We start from the raw sequence: 25,124 nt of genomic DNA on the forward strand, positions 1-25,124 counted from the left end.
CCAGAGGAATCACTGTGGAGAACACACCCGAACGCAACGAGAAGCCCAAGAGCGAGCGCCCCAAGCGCTCCTTCAACTTCTATTGGATCTACGGCATCATCATCGTGCTGATCCTGAGCATCCAGCTCTTCCAGTACGGCGGGCGCATGGAGAAGGTGACGCCCACCGACTACAAGGCCATGGCCGAGCGCGGCCATGTGGAGCGCATCGTGATCCTCAATGATCAGATGGTGAAGGTCTTCATCCGGAAGGACAGCCTGAAGGTGGAGCCGCACAAGACGAAGCTGAAGGGCAGCGCGCTCTCGGGCGAAAACGTCACCGGCCCGCACTACGCCTTCAACCCCGGCAGCAGCGACGTGGAGAAGAACGACCTCGTGCTCGATGCGCGGAAGTACGGCATCCCTTACGAGTACGAGACGCAGGACAATTGGGGCCGCGAGGCCATCTATTACATCGTGCTCTTCGGCGCCATGATCCTGATCTGGATCTTCGTGATGCGGCGCATCGGCGGGGGCGGTGGTCCCGGCGGCCAGATCTTCAACATCGGCAAGAGCCGGGCGCAGGTCTTCGAGGGCGGCAAGACCACCAACGTCACCTTCAACGATGTGGCCGGGCTTTCCGAAGCGAAGGAGGAGCTGCAGGAGATCGTCGATTTCCTCAAGACCCCCAAGCGCTACACCGACCTCGGCGCCAAGATCCCCAAGGGCGCGCTGCTGGTGGGGCCTCCGGGAACCGGGAAGACCCTGCTCGCGAAGGCCATTGCCGGCGAGGCCAGCGTGCCCTTCTTCAGCCTCAGCGGCTCCGATTTCGTCGAGATGTTCGTGGGCGTGGGCGCCAGCCGCGTGCGCGATCTCTTCAAGCAAGCCAAGGAGAAGGCGCCCAGCATCATCTTCATCGATGAGATCGATGCCATCGGGCGCGCACGCGGCCGCAGCGTGAGCATGGGCGCCAACGACGAGCGCGAGAACACGCTGAACCAGCTGCTGACCGAGATGGACGGCTTCGGCACCAACAGCGGCGTGATCCTCATCGGCGCCACCAACCGCGCCGATGTGCTCGATCGCGCCCTGATGCGCCCGGGCCGTTTCGACCGCCAGATCTTCGTGGACATGCCCGACCTGAACGAGCGGGAGGCGATCCTCAAGGTGCACCTGAAACCCTTGAAGCTCGAGAAGACGGTTGATGTGAGCTTCCTCGCGCGCCAGACCCCAGGCTTCAGCGGAGCGGACCTGGCCAACATCTGCAATGAGGCCGCGCTGATCGCTGCGCGCAAGAAGAAGACCGAGGTGGCCAAGCAGGATTTCCTTGACGCCGTGGACCGCGTGATCGGCGGTCTGGAGAAGAAGAACAAGATCATCACCGACGATGAGAAGAAGGCCATCGCCTACCACGAGGCCGGCCACGCCACCGTGAGCTGGCTGGTGGAGCACGCCTCGCCCTTGGTGAAGGTCACCATCGTGCCGCGCGGCCGGTCACTCGGCGCTGCTTGGTACCTGCCCGATGAGCGCCACCTCACCACGGCCGAGCAGATGCTCGACGAGATGTGCGCCGCGCTCGGTGGCCGCGCCGCTGAGGATGTGATGTACGGGAAGGTGAGCACCGGCGCCCTGAGCGACCTGGAGAAGGTGACCAAGCAGGCTTACGCGATGGTCACCATCTATGGCCTGAACGAGCGGGTGGGCAATATCAGCTACTACGACAGCAGCGGCCAGAGCGAATACAGCTTCGGCAAGCCCTACAGCGAAAGGACCGCGCAGACGATCGATGAGGAGGTGAACAAGATCATCGAGGGCCAGTATCAACGCGCGAAGCGCATCCTCACGGAGAACAAGGACAAGCTCACCGCCCTGGCCAACCAGCTGCTCGTGAAGGAGGTGATCTTCAAGGAGGACCTGGAGAAGATCTTCGGCGACCGGCCCTTCCTGGTGCCTGCGCAAGCGGCCAACGGCAATGCGAATGGCAATGCGCCGTCGGCCCCGACGGCGCCTCCTGCGGTTGAGCCCACCGGTGCATCCGAACAATCAGCCGGCTGATGCACGCCGCCACCGACTGGGCACCGGTGTACCATGCGGCATCGCGCGCTGAAGCCGAATTGGTGCGAGGTCGGTTGGAGGAGCATGGGATCGAGGCCGTCGTCCTCGACAACGGATCGAGCGCTTACCCGCCGCTGGCACAAGCCGCTGTTCACGTGCGCCGCGCCGACCTGCTGCGCGCCCTTCACGAAGTGGGCAAACCGGACGAGGCGTGAAGGAGATCGCCATCCGTGCTGCGAGCGGTGCCGTTTATGCGGCGCTCGTGATCGGTGCGGCATGGCTGGGTCAACAGGCCACGGCATGGCTCTTCCTCGTGTTCGCGGGCATGGCGGCGCGCGAATGGCACCGCTTGCATTGGCGCGGCAGGGAGGCTGCTCCGCCCATGTTCATCGGCATCGCGCTGACCGTTGCTTGCTACGCGGCGTGGGCGTGGCTCCTCGAATTCCCTGATCCGCATTTCCCGGTGGCGATCGCCATCGTCATCGGCGCCATGCTGCTCGCGTTCTTGGCCGTGCTGCGCGCCGCGCGCACCGCGATCGCAAGCGCCATCGGCCAGCTCGCCGTCTCGGTCCTGCTGATCGCCCTGCCTATGGCCTGCGCGCCGTTCATGGCGATCCAGGGCAACATCCTCATCGGCTTCATGCTGCTGCTGTGGGCCAATGACACGGGCGCCTACTTGGTGGGGCGCGCCATCGGTCGCACGAAGCTGATGCCCAGCGTGAGCCCTGGCAAGACCGTCGAGGGACTGCTTGGCGGCCTGCTGCTCACCATCGTGGCGGCATGGGTGGTGGCCGGTTGGATCGATCATGCGCTCGAGCCTTCTGCCTGGCTCATCGCCGCTCCCTTCATCACCGTAAGCGCCACCATCGGCGACCTGCTCGAGAGCGCCATGAAGCGGGCGGCAGGCGTGAAGGACAGCGGCACCATCATGCCCGGCCACGGCGGTGTGCTCGATCGCTTCGATGGCTACCTGCTCGCGGCGCCCGTGATGGTGGTGATCGCGCTGCTGCTCGGTTGAATCAGCGCTTCAGCTGCGCGAAGGCCGCTTCCATGTTCCGGTGGAAGGCGGCCAGGGTGAACCGTTCCGCGAATACGCGCCGGGCATCGAGGGCCATGCGATGGCGCAGCTCCAGGTCTTTCGCCAAGCGCTCCAAGCGATCAGCCACAGCCTTGGGGTCGTGGATCGGGACCAGGAATCCGTTCATGCCCTCGTCCAACCGCAGCAGGGCCTTCCCTCTTGGGAGACCCTGCGTTCAATTGCGAGAACGAGAAACGAAGACCAGCTACTCCACCACCACCTTGCCCCCGGCGAGCCATCGCTGCCCATCTGCCAGATGCACATAGTAGAGCCCGCTTGCCGGCATAGTGAGCGAAAGCGTGGAAGATGCCATGCGCACCTGCAGCACAGTGCGACCCGTGGCATCCAACACCACCACGCGCAATGAGCCCTGGGGTTTGTAGTTCTGAGGCGGCTCCCAACGCACTTGCACCGCTTGCCCTTGCGCAACAGGGTTGGGCGATATGCTCAAATACTCATTAAGCCCCAGCACATGGTCTTGTATGCCCACGCTCTGGCAGCCGGGTACCAAGCAGCCGTAGCTGTCGAGCTTCAGGAGCCAATTGTCTTGCTTGTAGGGCAGTGGCTCTGAAACACCTTGGCGCGAAACACCGCACAAGACCATCCCGCTGTCGCTTGTTGAACGAGCGGAATAGGCCAAGTTCTCCGCATCATCACTGGCATAGAACCAGTAGCGTCGCATCCACAAACTGTCCAGATTCTCGTCCAGTTCCCAGACCAGCGTGGCGTAATCCGGGTCATAGCCAGTTTGCCAGGTGGCCCCGACCATCCAATAATGTCCGCCTCCCTTCGGGACCAAGTGAGCCGTGTAGGTACTGCGATGAAAGTAGTAATCTCTTCGTGGCAGCAGTGCGCCATTAGAGGCATAGCGGAAAAGACAGGCCCATGTATCATAGGTCAACGGCGAGGGGTCATCCTTCCAGTTGCCGGGCACCAGCACATTTCCCTGCTCGTCGATCTGTGCACGATGGGCCCCGGTGCCCGCATAAAGCCCGTGGTACCTGACCCATTGCACGTTTCCCGCGCTATCCGTTCGTATCACCACCGCTCTGTCCTGTTGGCCATTGCGATAACCGCCCAGCACGAAGCCGCCATCAGGAGCCTCGTGGGCGTTAAGGATGTACTGCGCCTGCGTGTAGATGCGCTCCCAAAGGATGGCGCCAGCACTATCCAATCGGGTGATGCAGCCACCTTGCCCCGGGGTGGTGTTCGCGCACCAGCCACAATGCAGGAAGCCGCCATCGGCCAGTGCGAGCAATTGGCGCGTGCCGTGGTTACCGCTCACCACATTGCTATCCGACTTGAGGAAACGCGTGCGGATAGTGTCGCCTTCGCTATTCCACCAGTACAGGTAAGTTGTTTCAGGTAAGGTGTCTCCGTACTCACTCATCGCTCCAACGAAGCGACCCCCACTGATCGAGGCGATCGGGTCAACAATCCCTGGATAAATGTCCCGCTCTCGGCGGTGCTCCTTCTCCCAAACGAAATTGCCCTCAAGGTCGAACTTGGTGGCGAACACGGCCGCGACGGCGCTATCCAATGACCATCCGAAACTGAACATCAAATAACCGTCGGCCAATTCATTTACTGACAATGCTCCATTGTATGATAGAATGCTTGGGTGCTCACGCACCACGTTGAAGGTGGTTTGTGACCAAGCAGCATGAACTGCAACAACGAACAGGAGCGTTAGTGGTGCCTTCATGGGTAATGCCTTGCGAATGTAGGTGAGCGGCGCGCGCCTTGCACGCCGCTCACTCGCTCAACCGCAGCAGGGTCTTCCGTCTTGGGAGACCCTGCGTTCAATTGCGAGAACGAGAAACGAAGACCAGCTCACTCCACCACCACCTTCCCACCCGCCAGCCAGCGCTCCCCATCTGCGATATGCAGGTAGTACACGCCGCTGGGCAATGTGCTGATGTCCACGCGCAGGGTGAGCTTATCGCCGCCATGGCGCAGGGGCCATGCGCGCACCTCATGCCCTTGCCCGCTGAGCAGCACAGCGCGCGGAGCGCCTGCCAGCGCTGCACCCGGTGGCAAGGCCAGCTCGGCTTGCAGCAAACTGCTCGTGGGGTTGGGAGCAATGAGCAGATGCGTTTGCAGATCAACCACCACCTCTTGCACGCCCACGTACTGGCAGCCGGGCACCACGCAGCCCAGGCTGTCGGTCTTGATCATCCACTCCGTCTCCAGGTTGGGCGTGGGATCGCCCCAGTACTGATCGCAGCTGCCCGCCGCCACGAAGCCGCCATCGCTCGTGGGCTGCACATCGAAAAGGCGGTGCCGCTCGCTGCTGGCGAAGGCCACGTACTGCCTTGTCCACAAGCTGTCGCCCTCGGCGCTGAAGCGCATAAGCTCCCCGCCGCCATCGTGCGAGCCCACCGCGATGATCGAATTATCCGGAAGCACCTCGAAGTCGCCCACGTAGTAATTCCTTCCATAGTGCGATTTCTTCTGCCAAATGATGTCGCCCCCAGGGCTCCACTTGGTGAGCATGAATTGCCCGTAGTAGGTCGGATAACTCTGTTCCCTGTATGCCGAGTAGGTGATGATGTTGCCCTCGCTATCGAGCCGCACGGCTGCATCAATGGCTTTCGCCCGGTTGCCGAAGTACCGTATCCATTGCATCGCACCCAGTGCGTCGGTGCGCATCACGAAATATTCATCAAGCACAAAGCTCTGGTATCGGTAGCCTACCATGATGGCGCCACCATCCACAAACTCTAGAACACCAAGGCCATGATACACGCTCTGCGGGGTGGGACTATAGCGATGCGTCCAAAGTGTGTCACCATTCTGGTCAAGTCGCACAAGCAAGGCATCCGCAAGCGCGGTTGGTGGCGAATATGGGTCAGCACTTCCACACAAATAGGCACCACCGTCAACACACATTCTTAGCTGGTTGGGTGTGGCAAGTATGCTATCCGATACCGAATAATTTAGCACAACTCTTGTCACTAGGGTGTCGCCAAGCTCATTGTGAATGAAAATACTCGTCCGCATATCGAATCCTTGACTGATGTCGAAAATCGGGGCTGCAAAATTCCCATCCGAGCGATTGGCCACAGGATCAATGGTCCCGGTGATGTAGTGCCGCTCAATACCTGCGAAAAATTCCTGTTCATTGATCTGCTCACCCGCAGCATCAACCACGCGGGTGAATAGACGCGTTCTGTTTGTTCCATCACTGCTCACTTGCGAGCAGAACAACAAATAGCCACTGGGCACCTCGCGCACCGACAGGATAGCTCCAGGTTTCCCGGCTTGCTCTGCATCAAAGTGCCGAATGAAACCCTGCGCCTGCCCACGATTGGGCCCGGCCAGAAGGCCAAGCCCAATCGTTATGGCAGTCGGTGCTCTCACTTGATTACCGTGAACTTCGTTTCACCAAGTACGAACCCATCCAGCGTTATACGCGCGAAATACAGGCCCTCGGAGAAGCGTTGCAAAGGCACCTCCCAGAAGGCAAGCTGGCCCTTGAGCGGGATGTCCATCATCAGACGGCCTTGAGCGTCGAAGAGCTGCAATGTACCGTGCTCCATGCCACGTTCGTAGATGATCTGGGTACGCTCCTTTGCTGGATTAGCAACGGCGACAACAGCTGTGGCATCGGCGACCGAGCCACGCGTGGTTCACATGGAGCCCGAGCCGCCGCGCATTGATGCTGAGGACAGCCATTGGCGCAGCAAGGCCATCGACCTGTTCGGCAGAATGACCGATTTGCTCGAATCACTGATTAAGAATGCGCGGGGGGGGTAAGCAAACCTATTTCAGGATGCGTCATCCTTGTGCGTCCTTTATCCAGCGATAACGTCCTTATGCACGCCCCATCAGCTGCGCGAAGGCCGCCTCCATGTTCCGGTGGAAGGCCGCCAGCGTGAAACGCTCCGCGAACACGCGCCGCGCATCCGCGGACATGCGATGGCGCAGTTCCGGATCCCGCGCCAGCCGTTCCAAGCGGTCAGCTACGGCTTTCGGGTCATGCGTCGGGACCAGGAATCCGTTCACGCCCTCATCCACCATCACCGGGATACCGCGCCAATCCGTAGCGACCACGGGCAAGCCGAATTGGGCCGCTTCCATGAGCACCACCGGGAAGCTCTCGGCCTCGAAGTGCGAGGGGAAGCAGAATACATCCGCTGCGCGGAAATCGTTCAGCTTGTCATTGCCGGTGCGCACCCCGAGCACCCGCACGCGATCATTCAACCCATGCTGCGTTATCAATGCGAGCATGCGCTCCTCGAACGCGGCATCGCCCCAGCGGCCCATGAGCATCAGCTCGGCATTTACGCCGCGCTGGATGAGCTGGATGAAGGAATGCACAAGCACTTCGACGCCTTTGCTCGGGATCAGTACGGCGGTGAACAGGATGCGCATGGGCCGATCGGGATCCGGGTCGCGCGCAATAGGGCCGCCCGCAAGGTCCTCGATGCCATTGAACACCGAAACCACGCGCTTCGATTCGAAGTGCTGCGCGTCCGGCGGGGCCAGATCCGAAGTGCGGATGGCGAGATCAGGCTTCCGGTACGCCAGCCAGGCCAGCCAGCGGATCGGCGCTGGCAGCTTGCTCATGTAGGTTGATAGCCCACCGGCGTGGAAATGGAACACCGTGAACCGGAAGCACAAGCGCACGGCGATGAGGAAAATGATGTCGCGCAGGATCGGCACCAGGTTCGGGCCGCTGGGCGGGTAGTAGAGCACTTGCGAGCGATGCTTGATCCGTGCGGTCCAGACGGCGGCGATGGTCTTGAAGAGCACCCATACCTTCTTCAGGCTGAATCGGCCCACCTCGCTCATCTCCTCGGAATAGGCCAACCGCACATGGGCCAGTTCGAGCGTGGCGAAGCGGCCCTCCAAGAACTTCTCGATCATCACCGCCTGGCCGCCGAAGGGCGGCGGGGTCTGTCCCACGACCAGTACCCGCATCGGTTCCGCTTGCATGGCGGCGAAACTAGGATCGAACGCTACCGTGCTGCGGCCATGCTGCGCGCTGTGGTCCATGCCCGATCGTTGATAGTGCGCGCGATCCTGATTCCCCGCCTGGCCGAATGGGCGCGGCTATATTCGCCGCGCTCCTATGCACCTGCACCGCGAAGGCACTCCCACCTTGCTTCTCGTCACCGCTGTGGCCGGCTTCGGCCTATTCGCGCTGATGCAATGGCCGGTGCTGCCGCAGCCGCTCGCCGTCGTGATCGGGGCCGCGCTCATCGCGGTATGGGCCATCGTGATCTGGTTCTTCCGCGTGCCTAGCCGCACGGTGCCCGCCAACGAATCGCATGTGCTCTCGCCCGCCGATGGCAAAGTGGTGGCGATCGAGGAGGTGCATGAGGCCGAGTACTTCAACGGCAAGCGCGTGCAGGTGAGCATCTTCATGAGCCCGCTGAACGTGCATGTGAACTTCTATCCGTTGAGCGGCACCACCATCTATGCGCGCTACCATCCGGGCAAGTACCTGGTGGCCTGGCATCCGAAGAGCAGCACGGAGAACGAACGGAGCACCGTGGTGGTGAAGCATCCGAAGCACGGCGAGGTCCTGTTCCGGCAGATCGCGGGCGCCTTGGCGCGGCGCATCTGCACCTACAGCAAGCCCAGCGAGCCCGCGCAGCAAGGCCAGGAGTTCGGCTTCATCAAGTTCGGATCACGCGTTGATGTGCTGCTGCCGCTCGATGCGCGCGTTACCGTGAAGCTCGGCGACCGCGTCCAAGGCTCGGTCTCGGTCATCGCACAATTCCCCGGTTGAACATGAACAGGTCCATCAAGTCCGTGCTGGTCATCATCGTTGCGGCCCTCGCCGTCTTCGTGGCGGCCCGGATGATCATGCAGCGAATGAATGCCCCTTCGGTTCCGGCCGCAGGCGGAGCGCAGGATCAAGTGACCGGCCCCGGGCCCTTCGATGGCTTGGGCGTGCGCTTCGATGGCCATTACCGCTGCGAGCGCGGCAGCCTGCGCTATCTGCTGCGCTTCTTTCCCGAAGGCCGCGTCGTACTGGTGAACGGCACCAAGGATGTGGAGGCCACCCTGCCCGATTTCCTGATCCGGGAGACCAAGGGCGATCCATCCATCGGCCTGCATAACGTCATGGCCACGGTGAAGGGCGACAGCATCTTCTTCGTGACCCGGCCGCTGCGCGGCGAGATCAGCTACAGCGGCAAGGTCACCGCGAACGACCGGGTCCGCTTCTTCCGGCACAGCCACATCACAGGCGCCGACTTCGATATGGAGTACACCTTCGTCTCGGACGAGGAGCGGAAGTCAGGCCAGCAGCCGTCGTAGTTCGTCGTGGTGCACGGCCCGGTGCGTAGCCATGGGATCAGGGTCTGTTTCCGCGTGGTAGTGGGCCTGGTCCCAGCCCGCTGATCGCGCGCCCAGCATGTCGGTATCGGCATTGTCACCGATCATGAGGCTCTCCGCGGCTTTCGCGCCGGAGCGCTTGAGGGCTTCGGCGAAGATGGCCGCGCTGGGTTTCGCAGCGCCTGCCCGCTCACTGGTGAGCACCACATCGAATCGCGGGGCGATGCCGCTGTGCACGAGCTTCACATGCTGCACATCCTCGAAGCCATTGGTGATGATATGGAGGCGATGACTGCCGGCCACGGCGTCGAGCAGTTCCATCGCGCCGGGCATCAAGGCCGGTTTCAGCGGGCATTGGGCCAGGTATTCCTCCGAGAGCTTGCCGGGCAGTCGGCCATCCACCACTCCGAAGTGCTGCAAGGCCGAGCGGAAGCGCAGCACGCGCATCACCTCCTTTGGCATTCGGCCTGCGCCATGCTCCGCCCAGAGCCTGTGGTTGATCTCCTCGTACACGCCGATGAAGGCCTCGGCATCCGGGATGCCGCGTGCGAGCAGGCCGTGCGCGGCAACCAGTTCGCGCAGGGTCTCGCGCGAGTTGGTGCGGAAGTCCCACAGCGTATGGTCGAGGTCGAAGAAGAGATGCCGGTAATGCTTCATCGGAGGAATCCCCAGGCCATGCTCAGCACCAGCGACCAGCAAGCGATGGCGGTGAGGAGTACGGGCAGGGTGCGGCGGTCGTGATGGAAGTACTTCGCGGCGATCAAGGCGGTGATGGGCACCGAGAGGAGCGGAGGCATGATCGCGAGGCCGAGCAGCCCGTAGCTCCGCTTCACGCGAACGATGAAGCGATTGGACCGCGTGAACACCCGCTTCGGCGTGAGGCCTTTGGCGATGCGCCGGTCCCGGTTCCGGACCGCACGGGCATGCAGCCGCTTCAGCACGCCCACACCGGCGAGATAGAATGCGACCGTGCCTGCGGCTCCGCCGATGGAGAGCAGCAGAACGGTTTCCCAGAACGTGTGGTTGAAGCCGTATGACACCGCAGCGGCGAGCACGAATTTCACGACGCTGGTGCCGAGTACCGCCAAGATGCCCGCGGTATCCATGGCTCAGGCCTTACGCCCGTACGCCAGGTCGCCGGCATCACCAAGGCCGGGCACGATGTAGGCCTGCGCGGTCATCTCCTCGTCGATGGCACCGATCCAGAACCGTGTGCCGGCTGGCAGGTGAAGCTTGGCGTACTCCAGGCCTTCGGCGCTGGCAATGGCGCTCACCACGTGCAGTTGCCTGGGAATGCCCAAGCGGAGCAGGGCGCGGTACACCAGCACCATGCTCTGCCCTGTGGCGAGCATGGGGTCGCAGAGCACCAAGACGCGGTCGTCGAGCCGCGGACTGCTCATGTATTCCACTTCGATGTCGAAGCCCTCTTCGCCCTTGCGGTGCTTCCGGTAGGCGCTGATGAAGGCATTGTCTGCGCGATCGAAGTAGTTGAGCATCCCCTGATGCATGGGCAGCCCTGCGCGCAGGATCGTGGCCAGCACCGGTTGCTCCTTCAGCAGGTGCGCGCGCGCGATGCCCAAGGGCGTGGTCACATCGTGCTCTTCGTACTCAAGGGTGCGGCTGAGCTCCAGCGCGAGCACTTCACCCACGCGCTCGAGATTGCGGCGGAACCTCATGGGGTCCTGCTGCACTTGGGCGTCGCGCAATTCGGCGATGAACTGCCCGGCCACACTGCGCTGATTCACGAGTTCCATCACCATGCGTTCATTGCTTTAGCCACCGGAGCGGGAGCGGGAGTCGGTTCCGCCGCAGGCGAAAATAGGTCCTGGGCACTGCACCGAACCCCGCATTGAAGCGCGCCACGCTCGGGGTGTTCGATCCTGCGAAGTCGAGCAGCATCCCGGTGCCGGCATGGCGGGCGATCCACGCATCGATCAGCACGAACATGGCCTTCGCCGGATGGCCTGCTTCGGTATTGGCCGACTTAAGCATGATGCTGCGGCCCTGCCACGTGGCGAAGCACGCCGCGGCCATGGGCTCTTGGTCCCTGGCAAGCGCCCGGACTTCGCACTGGCCGCGTTCGATGCCTTCGCTCAGCACGCGCATGAATGCACCCAGACCCTTGACGGATGAAGGCCCGAAGCGCTTGCCCGTGGTTCGGTGGAAGAGCGTTTCGAATGCGCTCGGGGTCAGCTCGATCTCGTGCAGGTCGGCAGCATCCTTCAGGTTCCTCCGGTGGCCCTTGCTGTAACGCGAGCGAAGGGCATCGATGGCATCAGTGGCCGCCAGCACCTGATTCTGCAGCAGGATAAGATCGGCTGCCGCAATGCCTGAGGGGAGCATGGATTCATTCAGCAGGATGTCCATGTACCGCATCCGCTTTGGAATCGCGGCGATGAAGGCCTCTTGTGAGACGCGCTCCGGATGCGCAGCGAACACCCCGAGTTGCTGGATGCCCAATGGCTGGTAGAGGTAAGCAAGGCCCCATTTCCTGCGCACCGTGAGCGGCATCATGGCGTCGGCCTCTTCATCGATGAGCGCCTCCCAATCCGGACAGGCCAGGTCGAGCACCCAGCTCTGCGCGTACCAGATCCGATTGGCGCAGCGCATCAGCCTCGCATCCCAGGCGTCCTTGTCGATCTCGATATGGCGCAAGTGCTTGATCATGGCGCCGCATTGCGGATGATGCGCAGGATGGCATCGCGCCATCCGGCGCGCTCGCCGGTGGGGGCCAGGAAGCTCTCGTGCCACAGGCCCGTGAAGGTCCCCTGCACGCGCTTCACGGCCTCGATGATGCGGCCGGCTTCGCGCACAGCATCGTCGGGCGATAAGCGCAGCTTCTCGCTCAGCGTGTTATCCATCACGGCGAACGGATGGATCATGAGTTCCGTGGACTGCTCGCGCTCAAGATCGTACCACCGGAATGGCGTGCAAGTGCCGGCGCGGAAGCCGATGCGGTCGTGGCAGCCCATGCTGTGCTCTTCCTGGAAACCAAGCTTGATCGCGGTTCGGAATGTGCCAGGCGTGGTGAAACGGAGGAAGTGCTGACGCGAGGAACGGATGCGCTTGCCTGCAACAGCCGAGAGCCTGGATTGCTCCCGAGCGGTGAGGCCTTCGGACAGGCTGCTGCGGTAGGAGGGATGCAGGCCGATCTCGATGCATGAGGCGAGGTCACGCAGGTACGCGGCATAGCGCGGATGCTCCACGGGGACTGCATGGTCGAGCGTTCCACGATCAGCGGCCAGCACGAATGCGATGGATCGCGCTGAACTTGCCTCGATGGCATGCAACGCCTCAGCATCGAGCACGAAGGGGTCAGGCTTCGTGCCGCGCAGCACCGCGATCCGCTCCGCCGCGTCATGCCAGGATCCACGGGCCAGGTCGCGCACCCAGGCACCAGCGGACCTCCACGATTCGCGACCGAGGTACTTGAATCCATTGTCCAAGTCGATGGTGACCACTTGGCTGTAAGAGCGCTTGGGTTCCGGAACACGCGGATCGAAGGTGCGCCACCGCTCGGCCAATAGGAGCGCCCATTCATCAACCACCGGGCGGTGCAGATACCCGTGCTTGGTCGCGTGCAGGCCGCCTGTGAGCGGGCGGCCATGCTCATCCTGCGGCAGCTCATTCCATTCCTCCACGCGGGCCAGTTGGAAGAACGCCGCAGCGAACGGGTCGAAAGGCAGGTCCCCGCCGTCCACTCGGAAGAGAACCGGCAATTCACCCAAGTGAGAGATGGGCGGATCAGCAGCAACCTTGTTGCCATCGATCAACGTCCCACTCGGCCGGACTTGGAATGCTCCGTTCACGGGCCCTTCCGCGTAGGCGAGGCATGGCTGTTCCTCGGGGCGCAGGTCCGCAGCATTCGGCGCCCAGCGGATGGTGAATCCGAGCAGGCGGGCGATTACCTGCTCTATGGTGTAGCGCGCACGGGTACTGGGCGATCCGATCCAGATGGCGACTTCTTGCACGGCAGGGGAATGCGGGCAAGGTAGGAGCGGCGGCCCGCCTGCCGGTCAGGCAAGCAGCGCCACGATGCGGTCAGCCGCATGCCCGTCGCCATAGAGCGGAGGACAAGCCGGTGCCCCGTTCCGCAGGAATCGGCCAACCGCATGCAGGATCTGGTCCTGGTCCGCATCCGTGAGCATGGCTTGCCCGTGGTCGATCAGCTCGGTCCATTCGGTTTCGCGGCGCAGCACCACGCAAGGCTTGCCATAGAAGAACGCTTCCTTCTGGACCCCGCCGCTGTCCGTAAGGACCAAGCTTGCGTTCATCTCCAAGGCGATCATGTCCAAATAACCGACCGGCTCGATCAGCCGAATGCGCTCGGGGTCGATGGACGTCGCGCCGTGAATGCCCAAGCGTTGCCGTGTGCGCGGATGGAGCGGCAGCACCACGGGCAAGCCATGTGATTCGGCGCATGCCGACAAAGCGTTGAGAAGAGCGTTCAGCCGCTCGGGGTTATCCGCATTGAAGTCGCGGTGGATCGTGGCCAGGAAGAACCCATTCTCCTTCAAGCCCGATTCTCGGATCACATGAGAACGCTCCTTGGCCAAGCCAGCGAAGTGCATGCTGCTGTCCAGCATGACATCACCGGTGAGGGAGACGCATGGGTGATCGGAAGAGGCATGGGCGGCAGCGCGGTCGATGATCCCCTCTGCCCGCAGATTCGCCACGGCGGCTTCGGTCGGGCAGAAGAGCCAAGCGGAGCAGTGGTCGCAGAGGACGCGGTTGATCTCTTCGGGCATGGACTTGGTGAACGAGCGGAGGCCCGCTTCAACATGGGCAATGGGCAGCCCGAGCTTCACGGCAGCGATGGCTCCCGCCAACGTGCTGTTCGTGTCCCCGTAAAGCAGCACCGCATCCGGTCGCTGGGCGATCAGCGCCTGCTCGATGCCCTCGATCATGCGCGCGGTCTGCGAACCATGCTGACCTGAACCGATGCCGAGGTGCGTCTTCGCAGCGGGAATCGACAATTCATGGAAGAAGACGCGGCTCATGGCGTCGTCGTAATGCTGGCCGGTGTGCAGCACCTCATGCAGGATCCCGCCATGGAGATTCACAGCGCGGTCCACGGCAGCAACCTTCACGAATTGCGGGCGCGCACCGACGATGCTCAGCAAGCGTCTCATGCGAGCATGCCGTTGTCCGCGAAGCTGTAGTACCCGGTCGCGCCCACGATCAAGTGGTCCTGCACCGTGATGTCGAGCAGGCGTGCGCCTTCGACCAGCTTCTTCGTGAGCCGGATGTCCTCTTCGCTCGGCCGAAGCTGGCCGCTGGGGTGGTTGTGGCAGAGCAGCAGGCAGGAAGCACGCCGCTCGATCGCCGCCTTGAAGATGAGCTTGGGGTCCGCTACTGTTCCGTGCAGTCCTCCACTGCTGATCTGCGCCAGTTCCAAGAGCCTGTTTCCGCGATCGAGGAGGATGAGCCAGAACTCTTCATGGGGCAGATCGGCCACTTTGCCGCGAATGAGCTCGAAGGCCGCCGCGCTGTTGGTCACCGATGGTCGTTCCGCAGCATCGGTTGCTCGGCGGCGCCGTCCCAGTTCCAGTGCCGCCGCGATGGCAAGCGCCTTCGCCTCACCCATTCCTTTGTGCTCCATCAAGGCACTGGCATCAAGAGTGCCCAAGCGATGCAGGTCGTTACCGGATTTGGCGAGGATGCGCTTCGCAAGGTCGAGCGCGCTCTCGTTCCGTGATCCCGAGCGGATCAGGATGGCCAGCAATTCCGCATCGGAAAGGGCGCGGGCACTCAAGCGGAGCATCTTCTCCCGCGGACGATCGTCGGCAGCCCAATCGCGGATGGGCATCCGGGTCTCATCGCGTTCTTCCATTGGTGCTTAAATGAGAACAGGCCCCCGTTTCGCGAGGACCTGTCCAAAGTAGGTTTCAACGGCTCACTTCAGGGCTGAGACGTGCTTCTTCGCCGATGACTTGAGGTTGGCAGCCTTGTTCTTGTGGATGACATTGCGCTTGGCCAGCTTGTCCAGCATGGAGGTCACCTCCGGCAGCAGCTTTTCAGCAGCAGCCTTGTCGCTGGTGGCGCGAAGGTCGCGCAGGGCGTTGCGTGTGGTCTTGTGCTGGTAACGATTGCGATCGTTGCGGGTCTCGGTTTGCCGGACCCGTTTCAAGGCGGACTTGTGATTGGCCATTGCGTTCTCCCTCCGGTTAGGGGCGGCAAATATAGAAGCCTACCGCACGCGACAGGCAGACTTCAAGAAAAAGGCCGGTAGTCCGGCCCTCAATGCGGTTGGACGACAGCCCTAGTATGCCATCTTGTCCTTGCCGAACATGTTGGTCACGGTCTTCACAACGATACGCAGGTCGAGCCAGAAGGACCAATTCTCCATGTACCACACATCCAATTCCACCCGGCGCTCCATGAGTTCCGGGGTACGGGTCTCGCCGCGCAAGCCGTTCACCTGAGCCCAGCCCGTGATCCCTGGCCGGACGAAGTGACGCACCATGTATTTGTCGATGATGTCCCGGTACTGCTCATTCAGTCGGATCGGGTGGGGGCGAGGTCCAACCACGCTCATGTGCCCTAGGAGCACATTGTAGAACTGTGGCATCTCGTCGAGGTTGCTTTTGCGCAGGAACCGTCCGATGGCCGTTACGCGCGGGTCGTCCTTGGTGGCCTGCTTCACATCGGCTTCCTTGTTCATCCGCATGCTCCGGAACTTCCAGCAGACGAATTCCTTGTTGTCGCGGCCAAGGCGCATCTGCTTGAAGAAGACCGGTCCGCGGCTCGAGAGCTTCACCAAGACGGCCAGCAAGGGAATCAGCCAGGTCAGGATGAAAAGCACCACGAAGAGCGAGAAAGCAATGTCAAAGGCGCGCTTCACCCCCCGGTTGAAAGCGCGGTCCATGGGCTCCTTCCGCAATTTGCTCACGGGCACGTTTCCCATGAACTCGAGGTCGCTTGTCTTCACGACGGGTATGAAGCTCTCGGCGCTGGGAATCACACGGAATCGGATGGTATTGCGTTCGCAGAATTCCATCAGGTCGGTGATCTCCTGCTTCCGGGAACCGGGCAGTGCGCAGTAGACGATGTCAATCCGGTTCTGCACCGAGAAGGCTTTCAATGCCGCCACATCGCCGACGCGATGCTGGGCAAGCATGCCGGAAATAGGGGCGTCCGTGAAAATGCCGCGGAATCGGTAGCCTCGAACCGTTTGATCCTGGCAGTACTGAAAGATCTCCTCGGCAGCGGGGCTGTCGCCTACGATCACGAGGTCCTTCACCGAGGTGAGAGGCTCGAACGAGAGGACCTTGTTGATGCCGGACTGCACATTCTGGAGCGAAAGCCTTCGGGTCCGCAACGCCGCAGCAAGCTCTTGGGCTACATCGTTGGCCCCTGTGCCTTTCCCATTTCCGCTGGTGGGAGTAATGATCCGCTCCATGCTCCGGGTTCTGCTGGCGTACTTGGTGTTGGGAGGCTTTGCTTGAGGTGTGGGCAAATCTATTCGCGATGAGGAACCGGTGTCAAGTTTGTCGAAGAAAATTCTTGTTTCGTCGATGTTGCTCTAAGGTTTCCAGCAATCGCCAATAGCTCAGAGTGTTGATAATCAGCTGAATGGCTTTGATTCGGTACTCGACGTTAGGCTGGATTGGTCGTAATTCCCACTGATTCGGGCACGCAAGTAGAGACCAATGAAGCGTGAGTTGGTCACGAGATAGCGCTTCCAAAGCCTACCGGGCTCGAGCGCCAGGCGGAACAGCCACTCCAGCGAAAGATCACGCATCCATTTCGGGGCTCGCTTATCAACGCCGGCATAGAGCAGGAAAGCACCGCCAAGACCGACCATCACCGCATTCACCTTCCCCTTCATGGCTGCCATGAATCGCTCCTGCTTAGGGCAGCCGAGCGAAACCAGGATGAGCCCGGCACCCGAAGCGCTGATCCTTGCGGCCTCCATTGCAAGGTCCATGTGTTCGAATCGGGTGAATGGCGGAGAGTGTGCGCCGGAGATCACCAATCCCGGGAATTCCGAGGCTGCCCTCTCCTTGATGCGCGCAAGCGTTTCCCCTGATCCACCGTAGAGGTATACCCCGACTGCATCTTCCGATGCCCTTGCCAGGAGCGCCGGCATCAGGTCATTCCCCGCGACGCGCTCTTGGCGCAATCCGTGGAACCGATTAAGCGCGTGCAGCACCGGCATCCCATCGGGCGTGGCGAGGTCCGCGTTGTTCACCACCGCGCTGAAGTCTGGCCGGGTCGCTTCAACCACCATGTGCGCATTCACGCAGCACACATAAGCCGAATGGCGCTCTCGGGCCAGCGCCATGATCGCATTCACCTGTTCCCGGAAGCCGCCCGTGGTGATGCCAACGGTTAGCACTGGGCGCTTCGTGAGGATTGCAGTCATGGACCCGACTAACGACATCAGATAGGTCTTGAGGCGAAAATGAAGCGCCTTATACGCTTCGCGCGGCTTGATGTTGTGCGTGCGCACCAAGCCGCGGCGCGCAGGCGGCGCGCTCCAACACTCAACTTCAGTGACCCCGGCAGGATTCGAACCTGCAACCAACAGAACCGGAATCTGTCATTCTATCCAATTGAACTACGGGGCCGAGCGGCGGCGAAGATACTGGCGATGTCCAGAGCCATCGTGATCCATGCGATTCAATCGTCGGATGTGCGCAATCCCGCAGCATATTGCGGTTGGTCAGTCTGCAAACGGTCGGGCTTTTTCCGGAATGCGCTCCGATGCGCAAGTGCGCCTTGGGTGCCGAAGAGGGACACCTTCAAACCTCTCCGCTGAGCTTCCGCAAGCTCCTCATCCGTGATCCTGTCGTGGGCAATGGTGAGGCCCGTACATCCCAAGCCGAGCGCTTGCTCTGCCGCTCCATCCATGTCCGTTACGTACAGGTATGCACTGATGCCGGGCTTCTTGGTGATGATCAACTGAATGAAGTCCGATGTCTGGCAATCGATGTGGATGCGCCCGGAGAGAATGGGGTCTTTGTCCAATGCGATGACCGCATCTGCAAAGGCATGCAGGTAGGTCCACCAATCGCCCTGAGCGAAGAGCTTGCAGTCGAGCGTGAAATCAGCTTCAGGATGATGCCGGCCGAGTTCCTGCAGGAGCGAATCGACCCGGACAAACGAGAAAGCCATGCCTTCATGCCTCACCGGACAAGCCTTCAATTGGTTCCAAGTCTTGCTGTTCACCTTGCCGGCACAGGCAGTGAGTTCGGACAGATCGGCTGCATGGTAAGCCACGAGGACGCCATCGGAGGTCAATTGCGCATCGAGCTCGATTCCGTCGGCGCCCGAGGCCAAGGCCGCACGAAGGCTCTCGGCACTGTTCATCGGGCTTTCGTGATCGGGCCCCATGCCTCCATGGCCTATGATCCGCGTGGCTCCGGGGTCGGGGGCGGCACATCCAGCGAGCAGCACCGCGGCAATCAGGCTCTCACGCATGCCACGAAGTAACGCTCCGGGGAGGTCAGCGCTGTCCCACGCGGACCAGCAACGGGCAATCAATCAAGGTCGACGGGGCCACCATGGGCTCATCCAGTGGCGGCGCGTTGCCGTAGCGATCGTGCATGACCCTGAGCACCAATGAATCGCTGAGGTGGTATTCGCGCATGGGCTTCGCCTCGCATAGCCGGATTCCCAGCGCACGCTCATAGAGCTTCCAGACCAGCTCAGAGCAGTACATCAGTTCATCGCCCCACTGGAATTTCCAATCGTATCCGATTCCCATGAGCGGCTTGGCAGCATCAAGCAGGCGTTGGATGGACTCTTCGTCCAGCAATCGATCGGCATCCGCAAGGCGCAGTAGCACATACTCTTCATTGCCTTGCTCGACCCATTCGGCAAGCGGGGTGAACTTCACAGGGCCAACCGCCTCCAACACCTCCCAACGTCCCTGCCGCTTGAATGCGATGCCCACATGTGTCCACCTGCTCTTGGTGGCCAGTTGAAGGGCAAGGCCCTGCTCTCCGCCGATGTGCTGAAAGAGCAGGTCGCCATCCCGAAGGCGCTTGGATAGTTCTGGTTGAGCATGGAGCTGGGTGACCGTGAGCGCCGCGAGGACAATCCCGCTGGGCCATCGCAGCCGCATGGATCGGCGGGTTGGGTTGGTTGATGCCATGTCCGGTCAATGCGTGAACTCCGATCGGTAACTGCTGGTATTGCCGCGATCGTCAACGACGATGAGCCTGAATTCCTTCTTCCCGGCTCCTCGGCTGTGCTTGTCAAAGGCGTGCGAGAGGGTCTTTGTCTTCGGATCGTACTCCAGCAGGATCCAATCGCCATTGAGTGTTCCTCGCCACGAACTGATTCCGCTGAGGTTGTCCGAGATCCGCAGTTCGAAGCCCTTGCGCCCCCGCATGTCAGCGCGAAGGTCCACATTGGTGATCACCGGTGGCGTGGTGTCCAGCATCACCGTGTATTGGCCGAATGACTTCACTTGGGCGGTGATCCAGCCATCGGCGTATTTGCCGCCAACTGCGCCAGCTACGCTTCCGTCGGCATCGAGCCGCACGACCAAGGCTTTGGCCGGTGTGCCAGTGGTCACGGCCAAACTGAGGTCTGCTGCGGTGTGCAAGGGCGTGAGCGGGTCTCCGATGGAATGCAACGGCCCCAAGGCCCGGCCAACAGCCGGCTTGCGCGCGTAGGCCACATACGCGTCGTCGTAAAGCGATTGGGCGGGCAGCATGAATCGAAGTCCTTCTTCTTCGATCATGTTGGCCGCATCGTAGCGGAATAGGCTGCCGCTAGGTTCGCTCACAGGCCATGAAGCCGCCTCTTGGGCGCTGGCTCCGCGCAGTACGAAGCGCAGTTCACTGCTGTTGCCGTTGGCATCGGTGGCCACCACGCGCATATTGCGTTCACCGCCGGGAGGCAGATCAATACGGCCCTGCTGAGGCTCATTCCCATAAATGCGCAGTTTGTTGTTGGGCTGTTTGTAGCACCGATGGTAATCCAGCCTGCGCCCCTTGAACAGGGAATAATCCATGTGCGCATTGCAATAACGGTTGTGGCTGAAGTCCACATGATCCAGTGTGGTCATGAAATAGCGGACGTTGTCCACGAAGACTTCGATGCGCCGCACGCCGCACTTCGCCGACCCGTTGTCGTAACGGTCGAAGGTGTTCACCGCGATGCCGACTGTGCCGAATCCAATCGGGGCGGATTTCAGGGTGTACTTGCCAGAACCGCCGAGTGCAGCATAGCCCACGGCTTGGTCGGGGTAAGGTGCGATGCGTGAGCTATCGTTCAGCGGAAAGAGCCGGAGACCATGGATTTCCGGCGGCACCCGATCGGCAACGCTGAACCCATGCGCTTCCGGGTCCAGAGCATGCTGGCTGCCTGTGCTGCGTACCTCGAAATGCAGGTGTGGACCTCCACTTCCGCCGGTGTTGCCGCTCAGGGCGAAGACCTCACCCTGCTTCAGGGGCAGCGCACCTTTCTCAGGTGTCCAATCGATGCTGAAGTCCTTCAGCCGGTATTGCTGGTCCAAGCAAGCCTCACCAATCTCACCGGTGAGCTGTTGGAGATGGCCGTAGACCGTGGTGTGCCCGTCGTAGTGATCGATGTAGACCGCTTTCCCATAGCCGAAGGGGCTGATCTTGATCCGGCTGACCCAACCATCGGCTACGGCCCGAACAGGGATGCCCTCACGGCCCTGTGTGCGCATGTCGAGGCCGGAATGGAAGTGGTCGTTCCGCGGTTCCATGAAGTTGCCCGATAATTCAATGGGCAGGTCCATCGGGGAGATGTAGCGGCCTCGTATTGAATCTGATTGCGCTTGCACCTGAATCGTGACAACAGTTCTGATTGTCAGAATAATAACGATAGTCTGTTGAAGTTTCATCGCGGGGTCGGGTCGTGGCGATACCGGAAAAGCAACGGCATTCCTGCAAGTGTACCGGGCGTGCCTTGGGCATGGCCCAGAAGGTGAGCGAATAATGGCTAACACCGTGAGGTTCAAACAATATGCCTTCCTTGTAAACGAGCGGGGCTATCTTCGGCCCGGACCGCGAAACGTTCAACCAATGCAAGCCATGCAAACGCTGATGGACCGCCTCGAGCACCTGAAAGGCCGTGTGAACTCCTTGCTGAAGGAGCACAAGACCGTGCAGGCCCGGGTATCGGAACTGGAGCACGGCATCCGTGAGCACAAGCGCACGGAAGAGGTGCTGCAGCAGCGCGTAGCAGAGTTGGAGAAGGAGAACGAGGTCCTCCGGAACACCAAGGCCGCCCATGAAGCGGCCGTTCCGGGAGCGAAGGAGCGTATCGACGAACTGGTTCAAGAGATTGACCGCTGCCTGGAGCTTATCCAGAACTAGCGGTACCCAGCCATGGAAGAGCGTTCCATCAATGTCGAAGTCGCCGGACGGGCCTACCCCCTGACTATCCATCAGGCGGAAGAGGTGAACGTTCGGCGTGCTGTGGACGAGATCAATGAGAGCATGGCCCGCTTCAAGGCGGGCTTCCCCCTCACCGATAAGCAAGACTTGCTGGCCATGGCCGCGCTCGAAGTCACCGTGCGCGCCCTCAACAGCAATGCGGCCCGGCAAGAAGCCGAAGCCGCTGCGGCCTTGGTGGAGGAGATCGATCGGATGCTCGGCGATCTGCGGTCCTGACACGCTCCCGCCCACGGAGGCCACGCGCGGTCCATGAAATAAAAACATGGACCCATGGAAATCGACATCGTCAGCATCCTGATCGGCGCCTTGGCCGGCCTCGTGGTCGGCGGCATCATCGTCTTCGTTGCCTTGAACAGCATCATGCGCAAGCGGCGCATCGGCATCCTGAAGGAAGCCGAGGTGGAAGCCGAGGCGCTCAAGAAGGACAAGATCCTTCAAGCCAAGGAGAAATTCCTGCAGCTGAAAGAGGAGCACGAGAAGGAGGTTCGGGAACGTGAGCGCAACGTGCAGCAGCTGCAAGAGAAAGCCAAGCAGCGCGAGCAGCAGTTGAGCCGCCAGCAGCAAGAACTGGCCAACAAGGAGAAGAACGTGGACCGCTTGAAGGGCGAATTGGAGCAGAAGCTGTCCGGTATTGAGCGCAGGAAGGAGGAGAGCGAGAAGCTGCACGCCAAACAGGTGGCCATGCTTGAGAACATCAGCGGGCTGAATGCCGAGGAGGCGAAGAAGCAATTGGTGACCAGCCTCCAGGATGAGGCGCGCACAGCGGCCATGGCGCACATCAAGGAGGTTCAGGAGGAGGCCAAGGTGAATGCGAACAAGGAAGCCAAGCGCATCGTCATCCAGACCATCCAGCGGGTGGCCACCGAGCATGCCATCGAGAACAGCGTGAGCGTCTTCCACATCGAGAACGATGATGTGAAGGGGCGAGTGATCGGCCGTGAAGGGCGCAACATCCGCACCCTCGAAGAGCTCACCGGGGTGGAGGTGATCGTTGACGACACCCCGGGCGCCATCATCCTCAGCTGCTTCGATGCTGTGCGACGTGAAGTGGCCCGGCTTGCCCTGCACCAACTGGTGAAGGATGGCCGCATCCACCCGGCTCGGATCGAGGAGATCGTTGCCAAGACCAAGAAGCACCTGGAAGAGGAGATCATGGAGGTGGGCAAGCGCACTTGCATCGATCTGGGCGTGCATGGCCTGCATAACGAGCTCATCCGCATGGTGGGACGCATGAAATACCGGAGCAGCTACGGGCAGAACCTGCTCATGCACAGCCGCGAAACGGCCAACCTCAGCGCGATCATGGCCGCGGAACTGGGTCTCAACCCCAAAGCCGCCAAACGTGCAGGCCTGCTTCACGATATCGGCAAGGTCCCGGACGAGGAGCCCGAACTGCCGCACGCCTTGCTGGGCATGAAGCTCGCTGAGAAGTACGGTGAGAAGCCCGATGTGTGCAACGCCATCGGAGCCCACCATGACGAGATCGAGATGACCACGATGCTCTCGCCGATCATTCAGGCCTGCGATGCCATCAGCGGAGCACGGCCCGGTGCGCGCCGTGAAGCCGTGGAGGCGTACATCCAGCGCCTCAAGGACCTGGAAAGCCTGGCGATGAGTTACCAAGGCGTCACCAAGGCCTTCGCCATTCAGGCCGGCCGGGAACTGCGGGTGATGGTGGAAAGCGACCGGATCACCGACCAGCAGAGCGATGAGATCAGCATGAGCATCGCCGATCGGATCATGAAGGAGATGACCTACCCCGGCCAGGTGAAGATCACCGTGATCCGGGAGAAGCGATCAGTGGCCGTAGCGAAGTAGTGCAGCCGATTTGCGTTCAGGCTACCAGCCCGAGGCGAACAGGGCCATCACCTCTGGCGCATTGCTGATTGCAGTAGCAGCTTGATTGGCGGCTTGTGAGTTCGTGGCGACCTTGCCTGCGGCGTTGGCCATGCTCTGGTTGGCGGCCAGTTCATTCACCGTGACCACCCGCGATCCCGAGGTGAGGGATTCAGATGCAGCGGTGGTATGCTTCACGATTGATGGAGCAGCAGTGCCGGTCATGGTCGATGCTGCGTCCATGGCCGATTCCTGCTCCAAGGCTACTTGGCTCACGGCCGCATCCTCCTTCATGGCAAGCTCTTCTTCAGCTGCATCCGTGGCCACATCCATTACCCCTGGTGCTTGCGCCTCTTCCTTGCGCACGGCAATCTGTTCATCCGGAGCCCGATCCGATCGTGCTTCGGCCTGTGGATGCCCATCCCGCTTGCTGTCGGCATCGGGATCAACAGGCGCCTCCGCGGCTGCGGGCTTCACCGGCACTTCGGGCTTCGCCGCCTCCTGCTTCAATTCGGCGAGCTGCGGCTGGTGGTCGTCACCGTTGCGCAATACCCATACGCCTGCTGTGATCAGCAGTGCCAAAGAGGCGAAGGCAAGGGCGGGCCGCCAGAGGTCGCTGGTTTCCTTGGGCCAGATGAAGGTGCCCACGCTGTTGAGCCAGATCTGCCATTGCGGGCGGTGCTGGGCACGGAAGATGCCCATGAGGTCGGCGCGCAATTGCGGATCGGCGCTGATGGGTTCGCGGCGGCGGTCGTGGTCGCGCACATCGTTCAGGAGGGCGCGCATGGCCTCGTACTCGTCGCGGCCGCTGAGGTGCCGAAGCACGTAGGCGCGCTCCTCGTCGAGCAATTCATCGAAGGCGCGCTGTTGCAGCAGGCTCTCGATGTCCTCGGGGTCGTAGTGCTCACGCCTTTCCATGGTGAAGGGCATTGGGGTCGAACTCTTTCATGCGCTCGGCCAGTTTTTTCAGGGTATAGAACAAGCGGCTCTTCACGGTGCCCTCGGAGCATCCGAAGGCAGCAGCGATCTCCTTGATGGCCATGTCTTCGTGGTACCGCATCACGAAGGTGGCTTTGTGGTCCGGATCGATGCGGTCGAGCTCCATGCTCAGGCGATCGCGGAAAAGACCATGGTCCACGCCGATGCCGTCGAGGGCCTCCACGCGGTCCGGTTCATGGCGCATGTGGTTGGCGGCGGCACGCACCACCTCGTTGTGTCGGTATGCGTTCTTGCACATGTTATTGGCCACGCTGAACACCCAGGTGCTGAATGGCCTGGAGGCATCGTAACTCTCGGGCTTGCGCGCCAGCTTCGCGAACAGGTCCTGCACCATGTCGCGTGCGCGCTCGCGGTCGTGCCAGAGCATGCGGTGGAAATAGTTGAGCAGCCGGTGCTGATACCGGTCATACACGGCGCCGAAGGCCCGCTCATCGCCACGAGCGATCAGCTCCAGGAGGCGCTCATCGCTCAAACGCTCGTATTCCCTGCTGAACAGCGCCATGC

Annotated in this window: 28 protein-coding genes and 1 tRNA gene; 8 read left to right on the forward strand and 21 right to left on the reverse strand. The window is 61.5% G+C overall.

The features are described from left to right. The first annotated feature begins 14 nt into the window (after positions 1-14). From ftsH to IPK70_08370, 3 genes are read left to right on the forward strand one after another with little or no spacing between them, the layout of a single operon-like run. On the forward strand, positions 15-2,033 hold the full coding sequence (gene ftsH / locus IPK70_08360; protein ID MBK8227176.1) for an ATP-dependent zinc metalloprotease FtsH: 2,019 nt from the start codon (positions 15-17) through the stop codon (positions 2,031-2,033). Then, positions 2,033-2,248, forward strand: a complete 216-nt coding sequence (locus IPK70_08365) for a DUF2007 domain-containing protein (protein MBK8227177.1) — start codon at positions 2,033-2,035, stop codon at positions 2,246-2,248. The genes ftsH and IPK70_08365 overlap by 1 nt, the downstream gene beginning before the upstream one ends. Further along, on the forward strand, positions 2,245-3,051 hold the full coding sequence (locus IPK70_08370; protein MBK8227178.1) for a phosphatidate cytidylyltransferase: 807 nt from the start codon (positions 2,245-2,247) through the stop codon (positions 3,049-3,051). Before IPK70_08365 ends, IPK70_08370 begins: the two co-directional genes overlap by 4 nt. Before the next feature lies 1 nt (position 3,052). Here IPK70_08370 and IPK70_08375 read toward each other — a convergent pair whose 3' ends face one another. From IPK70_08375 to IPK70_08395, 5 genes are all read right to left on the reverse strand, one after another. Then, on the reverse strand, positions 3,053-3,238 hold the full coding sequence (locus IPK70_08375; GenBank protein ID MBK8227179.1) for a hypothetical protein: 186 nt from the start codon (positions 3,236-3,238) through the stop codon (positions 3,053-3,055). 78 nt (positions 3,239-3,316) lie between these two features. Next, positions 3,317-4,816 (reverse strand): T9SS type A sorting domain-containing protein, encoded by a 1,500-nt coding sequence (locus IPK70_08380; GenBank protein MBK8227180.1) that lies wholly within the window; start codon positions 4,814-4,816, stop codon positions 3,317-3,319. Positions 4,817-4,944: 128 nt separating this feature from the next. Next, positions 4,945-5,763 (reverse strand): hypothetical protein, encoded by an 819-nt coding sequence (locus IPK70_08385; protein MBK8227181.1) that lies wholly within the window; start codon positions 5,761-5,763, stop codon positions 4,945-4,947. A 707-nt stretch (positions 5,764-6,470) separates the two neighbouring features. Beyond that, positions 6,471-6,653 (reverse strand): T9SS type A sorting domain-containing protein, encoded by a 183-nt coding sequence (locus IPK70_08390; GenBank protein ID MBK8227182.1) that lies wholly within the window; start codon positions 6,651-6,653, stop codon positions 6,471-6,473. A 274-nt stretch (positions 6,654-6,927) separates the two neighbouring features. Beyond that, positions 6,928-8,112: a glycosyltransferase gene (locus IPK70_08395; protein ID MBK8227183.1), complete on the reverse strand. Its 1,185-nt coding sequence runs from the start codon at positions 8,110-8,112 to the stop codon at positions 6,928-6,930. A gap of 76 nt (positions 8,113-8,188) precedes the next feature. Between IPK70_08395 and IPK70_08400 the strand changes: the two genes are divergently transcribed. Together IPK70_08400 and IPK70_08405 are read left to right on the forward strand one after the other, a co-directional pair. Beyond that, on the forward strand, positions 8,189-8,851 hold the full coding sequence (locus tag IPK70_08400; GenBank protein ID MBK8227184.1) for a phosphatidylserine decarboxylase family protein: 663 nt from the start codon (positions 8,189-8,191) through the stop codon (positions 8,849-8,851). A 2-nt stretch (positions 8,852-8,853) separates the two neighbouring features. After that, positions 8,854-9,384: a hypothetical protein gene (locus IPK70_08405; GenBank protein MBK8227185.1), complete on the forward strand. Its 531-nt coding sequence runs from the start codon at positions 8,854-8,856 to the stop codon at positions 9,382-9,384. On the opposite strand, the gene IPK70_08410 is transcribed toward IPK70_08405, so the two are convergent. From IPK70_08410 to IPK70_08475, 14 genes are all read right to left on the reverse strand, one after another. Next, positions 9,364-10,059, reverse strand: coding sequence for a noncanonical pyrimidine nucleotidase, YjjG family (locus tag IPK70_08410; GenBank protein ID MBK8227186.1), 696 nt, complete (start codon positions 10,057-10,059; stop codon positions 9,364-9,366). The genes IPK70_08405 and IPK70_08410 overlap by 21 nt on opposite strands. Next, positions 10,056-10,508 (reverse strand): hypothetical protein, encoded by a 453-nt coding sequence (locus tag IPK70_08415; protein MBK8227187.1) that lies wholly within the window; start codon positions 10,506-10,508, stop codon positions 10,056-10,058. The genes IPK70_08410 and IPK70_08415 overlap by 4 nt, the downstream gene beginning before the upstream one ends. A gap of 3 nt (positions 10,509-10,511) precedes the next feature. Then, a complete protein-coding gene (gene upp / locus IPK70_08420) occupies positions 10,512-11,162 on the reverse strand; it encodes a uracil phosphoribosyltransferase (GenBank protein MBK8227188.1) in 651 nt (216 codons plus the stop codon). Between the two features lie 4 nt (positions 11,163-11,166). Then, complete coding sequence (locus IPK70_08425; protein ID MBK8227189.1) at positions 11,167-12,069, reverse strand: GNAT family N-acetyltransferase; 903 nt, start codon at positions 12,067-12,069, stop codon at positions 11,167-11,169. Then, positions 12,066-13,373 carry a polysaccharide deacetylase family protein gene (locus IPK70_08430; GenBank protein ID MBK8227190.1) on the reverse strand — a complete coding sequence of 436 codons (1,308 nt, stop codon included), beginning with the start codon at positions 13,371-13,373 and terminating at the stop codon, positions 12,066-12,068. The genes IPK70_08425 and IPK70_08430 overlap by 4 nt, the downstream gene beginning before the upstream one ends. A gap of 45 nt (positions 13,374-13,418) precedes the next feature. After that, positions 13,419-14,534, reverse strand: coding sequence for a UDP-N-acetylglucosamine 2-epimerase (non-hydrolyzing) (gene wecB, locus IPK70_08435; protein ID MBK8227191.1), 1,116 nt, complete (start codon positions 14,532-14,534; stop codon positions 13,419-13,421). Continuing rightward, entirely contained in the window at positions 14,531-15,235 is a 705-nt protein-coding gene (radC, locus tag IPK70_08440; GenBank protein MBK8227192.1) for a DNA repair protein RadC, read from the reverse strand. Before radC ends, wecB begins: the two co-directional genes overlap by 4 nt. Before the next feature lie 63 nt (positions 15,236-15,298). Further along, positions 15,299-15,553, reverse strand: a complete 255-nt coding sequence (locus tag IPK70_08445) for a 30S ribosomal protein S20 (protein MBK8227193.1) — start codon at positions 15,551-15,553, stop codon at positions 15,299-15,301. 111 nt (positions 15,554-15,664) lie between these two features. Then, positions 15,665-16,804 carry an exopolysaccharide biosynthesis polyprenyl glycosylphosphotransferase gene (locus IPK70_08450; GenBank protein MBK8227194.1) on the reverse strand — a complete coding sequence of 380 codons (1,140 nt, stop codon included), beginning with the start codon at positions 16,802-16,804 and terminating at the stop codon, positions 15,665-15,667. 165 nt (positions 16,805-16,969) lie between these two features. After that, the gene (locus tag IPK70_08455; protein MBK8227195.1) at positions 16,970-17,770 is read right to left on the reverse strand and encodes a WecB/TagA/CpsF family glycosyltransferase; all 801 of its coding nucleotides are present in this window, start codon (positions 17,768-17,770) and stop codon (positions 16,970-16,972) included. A gap of 131 nt (positions 17,771-17,901) precedes the next feature. Beyond that, positions 17,902-17,975 (reverse strand) — tRNA-Arg (locus IPK70_08460). Between the two features lie 52 nt (positions 17,976-18,027). Then, the gene (locus IPK70_08465) at positions 18,028-18,828 is read right to left on the reverse strand and encodes a hypothetical protein (GenBank protein MBK8227196.1); all 801 of its coding nucleotides are present in this window, start codon (positions 18,826-18,828) and stop codon (positions 18,028-18,030) included. Positions 18,829-18,853: 25 nt separating this feature from the next. Then, complete coding sequence (locus tag IPK70_08470) at positions 18,854-19,474, reverse strand: hypothetical protein (protein MBK8227197.1); 621 nt, start codon at positions 19,472-19,474, stop codon at positions 18,854-18,856. A gap of 36 nt (positions 19,475-19,510) precedes the next feature. After that, on the reverse strand, positions 19,511-21,124 hold the full coding sequence (locus IPK70_08475) for a M23 family metallopeptidase (GenBank protein ID MBK8227198.1): 1,614 nt from the start codon (positions 21,122-21,124) through the stop codon (positions 19,511-19,513). Between the two features lie 286 nt (positions 21,125-21,410). Between IPK70_08475 and IPK70_08480 the strand changes: the two genes are divergently transcribed. The 3 genes from IPK70_08480 (at position 21,411) to rny (ending at position 23,603) form a co-directional block, all read left to right on the forward strand. After that, positions 21,411-21,704, forward strand: coding sequence for a hypothetical protein (locus IPK70_08480; protein ID MBK8227199.1), 294 nt, complete (start codon positions 21,411-21,413; stop codon positions 21,702-21,704). 12 nt (positions 21,705-21,716) lie between these two features. Further along, entirely contained in the window at positions 21,717-22,001 is a 285-nt protein-coding gene (locus IPK70_08485; protein ID MBK8227200.1) for a cell division protein ZapA, read from the forward strand. 66 nt (positions 22,002-22,067) lie between these two features. Continuing rightward, positions 22,068-23,603: a ribonuclease Y gene (gene rny, locus IPK70_08490; GenBank protein MBK8227201.1), complete on the forward strand. Its 1,536-nt coding sequence runs from the start codon at positions 22,068-22,070 to the stop codon at positions 23,601-23,603. 21 nt (positions 23,604-23,624) lie between these two features. On the opposite strand, the gene IPK70_08495 is transcribed toward rny, so the two are convergent. Together IPK70_08495 and IPK70_08500 are read right to left on the reverse strand one after the other, a co-directional pair. Continuing rightward, positions 23,625-24,539: a hypothetical protein gene (locus tag IPK70_08495; protein MBK8227202.1), complete on the reverse strand. Its 915-nt coding sequence runs from the start codon at positions 24,537-24,539 to the stop codon at positions 23,625-23,627. Further along, on the reverse strand, positions 24,526-25,122 hold the full coding sequence (locus IPK70_08500) for an RNA polymerase sigma factor (GenBank protein ID MBK8227203.1): 597 nt from the start codon (positions 25,120-25,122) through the stop codon (positions 24,526-24,528). Before IPK70_08500 ends, IPK70_08495 begins: the two co-directional genes overlap by 14 nt. Positions 25,123-25,124: the final 2 nt, after the last annotated feature.

It is taken from the genome of Flavobacteriales bacterium, assembly GCA_016712535.1.
Taxonomy (GTDB): Bacteria; Bacteroidota; Bacteroidia; order Flavobacteriales_F; family PHOS-HE28; genus PHOS-HE28.

Excerpts from the sequence above, each read along its gene's own strand:
- IPK70_08410 (MBK8227186.1), bottom strand. The coding sequence starts at position 10,059 with ATGAAGCATTACCGGCATCTCTTCTTCGACCTCGACCATACGCTGTGG.
- IPK70_08390 (MBK8227182.1), bottom strand. The coding sequence starts at position 6,653 with ATGGAGCACGGTACATTGCAGCTCTTCGACGCTCAAGGCCGTCTGATG.
- IPK70_08470 (MBK8227197.1), bottom strand. The coding sequence starts at position 19,474 with ATGCGGCTGCGATGGCCCAGCGGGATTGTCCTCGCGGCGCTCACGGTC.
- IPK70_08365 (MBK8227177.1), top strand. The coding sequence starts at position 2,033 with ATGCACGCCGCCACCGACTGGGCACCGGTGTACCATGCGGCATCGCGC.
- IPK70_08415 (MBK8227187.1), bottom strand. The coding sequence starts at position 10,508 with ATGGATACCGCGGGCATCTTGGCGGTACTCGGCACCAGCGTCGTGAAA.
- IPK70_08500 (MBK8227203.1), bottom strand. The coding sequence starts at position 25,122 with ATGGCGCTGTTCAGCAGGGAATACGAGCGTTTGAGCGATGAGCGCCTC.
- wecB (MBK8227191.1), bottom strand. The coding sequence starts at position 14,534 with ATGAGACGCTTGCTGAGCATCGTCGGTGCGCGCCCGCAATTCGTGAAG.
- IPK70_08380 (MBK8227180.1), bottom strand. The coding sequence starts at position 4,816 with ATGAAGGCACCACTAACGCTCCTGTTCGTTGTTGCAGTTCATGCTGCT.
- IPK70_08465 (MBK8227196.1), bottom strand. The coding sequence starts at position 18,828 with ATGCGTGAGAGCCTGATTGCCGCGGTGCTGCTCGCTGGATGTGCCGCC.
- IPK70_08450 (MBK8227194.1), bottom strand. The coding sequence starts at position 16,804 with ATGGAGCGGATCATTACTCCCACCAGCGGAAATGGGAAAGGCACAGGG.
- IPK70_08480 (MBK8227199.1), top strand. The coding sequence starts at position 21,411 with ATGCAAGCCATGCAAACGCTGATGGACCGCCTCGAGCACCTGAAAGGC.
- IPK70_08425 (MBK8227189.1), bottom strand. The coding sequence starts at position 12,069 with ATGATCAAGCACTTGCGCCATATCGAGATCGACAAGGACGCCTGGGAT.
- IPK70_08395 (MBK8227183.1), bottom strand. The coding sequence starts at position 8,112 with ATGGACCACAGCGCGCAGCATGGCCGCAGCACGGTAGCGTTCGATCCT.
- IPK70_08445 (MBK8227193.1), bottom strand. The coding sequence starts at position 15,553 with ATGGCCAATCACAAGTCCGCCTTGAAACGGGTCCGGCAAACCGAGACC.
- IPK70_08405 (MBK8227185.1), top strand. The coding sequence starts at position 8,854 with ATGAACAGGTCCATCAAGTCCGTGCTGGTCATCATCGTTGCGGCCCTC.
- IPK70_08475 (MBK8227198.1), bottom strand. The coding sequence starts at position 21,124 with ATGGACCTGCCCATTGAATTATCGGGCAACTTCATGGAACCGCGGAAC.
- IPK70_08375 (MBK8227179.1), bottom strand. The coding sequence starts at position 3,238 with ATGAACGGATTCCTGGTCCCGATCCACGACCCCAAGGCTGTGGCTGAT.
- IPK70_08495 (MBK8227202.1), bottom strand. The coding sequence starts at position 24,539 with ATGGAAAGGCGTGAGCACTACGACCCCGAGGACATCGAGAGCCTGCTG.
- IPK70_08455 (MBK8227195.1), bottom strand. The coding sequence starts at position 17,770 with ATGACTGCAATCCTCACGAAGCGCCCAGTGCTAACCGTTGGCATCACC.
- IPK70_08400 (MBK8227184.1), top strand. The coding sequence starts at position 8,189 with ATGCACCTGCACCGCGAAGGCACTCCCACCTTGCTTCTCGTCACCGCT.
- IPK70_08485 (MBK8227200.1), top strand. The coding sequence starts at position 21,717 with ATGGAAGAGCGTTCCATCAATGTCGAAGTCGCCGGACGGGCCTACCCC.
- upp (MBK8227188.1), bottom strand. The coding sequence starts at position 11,162 with ATGGTGATGGAACTCGTGAATCAGCGCAGTGTGGCCGGGCAGTTCATC.
- radC (MBK8227192.1), bottom strand. The coding sequence starts at position 15,235 with ATGGAAGAACGCGATGAGACCCGGATGCCCATCCGCGATTGGGCTGCC.
- IPK70_08385 (MBK8227181.1), bottom strand. The coding sequence starts at position 5,763 with ATGCGCACCGACGCACTGGGTGCGATGCAATGGATACGGTACTTCGGC.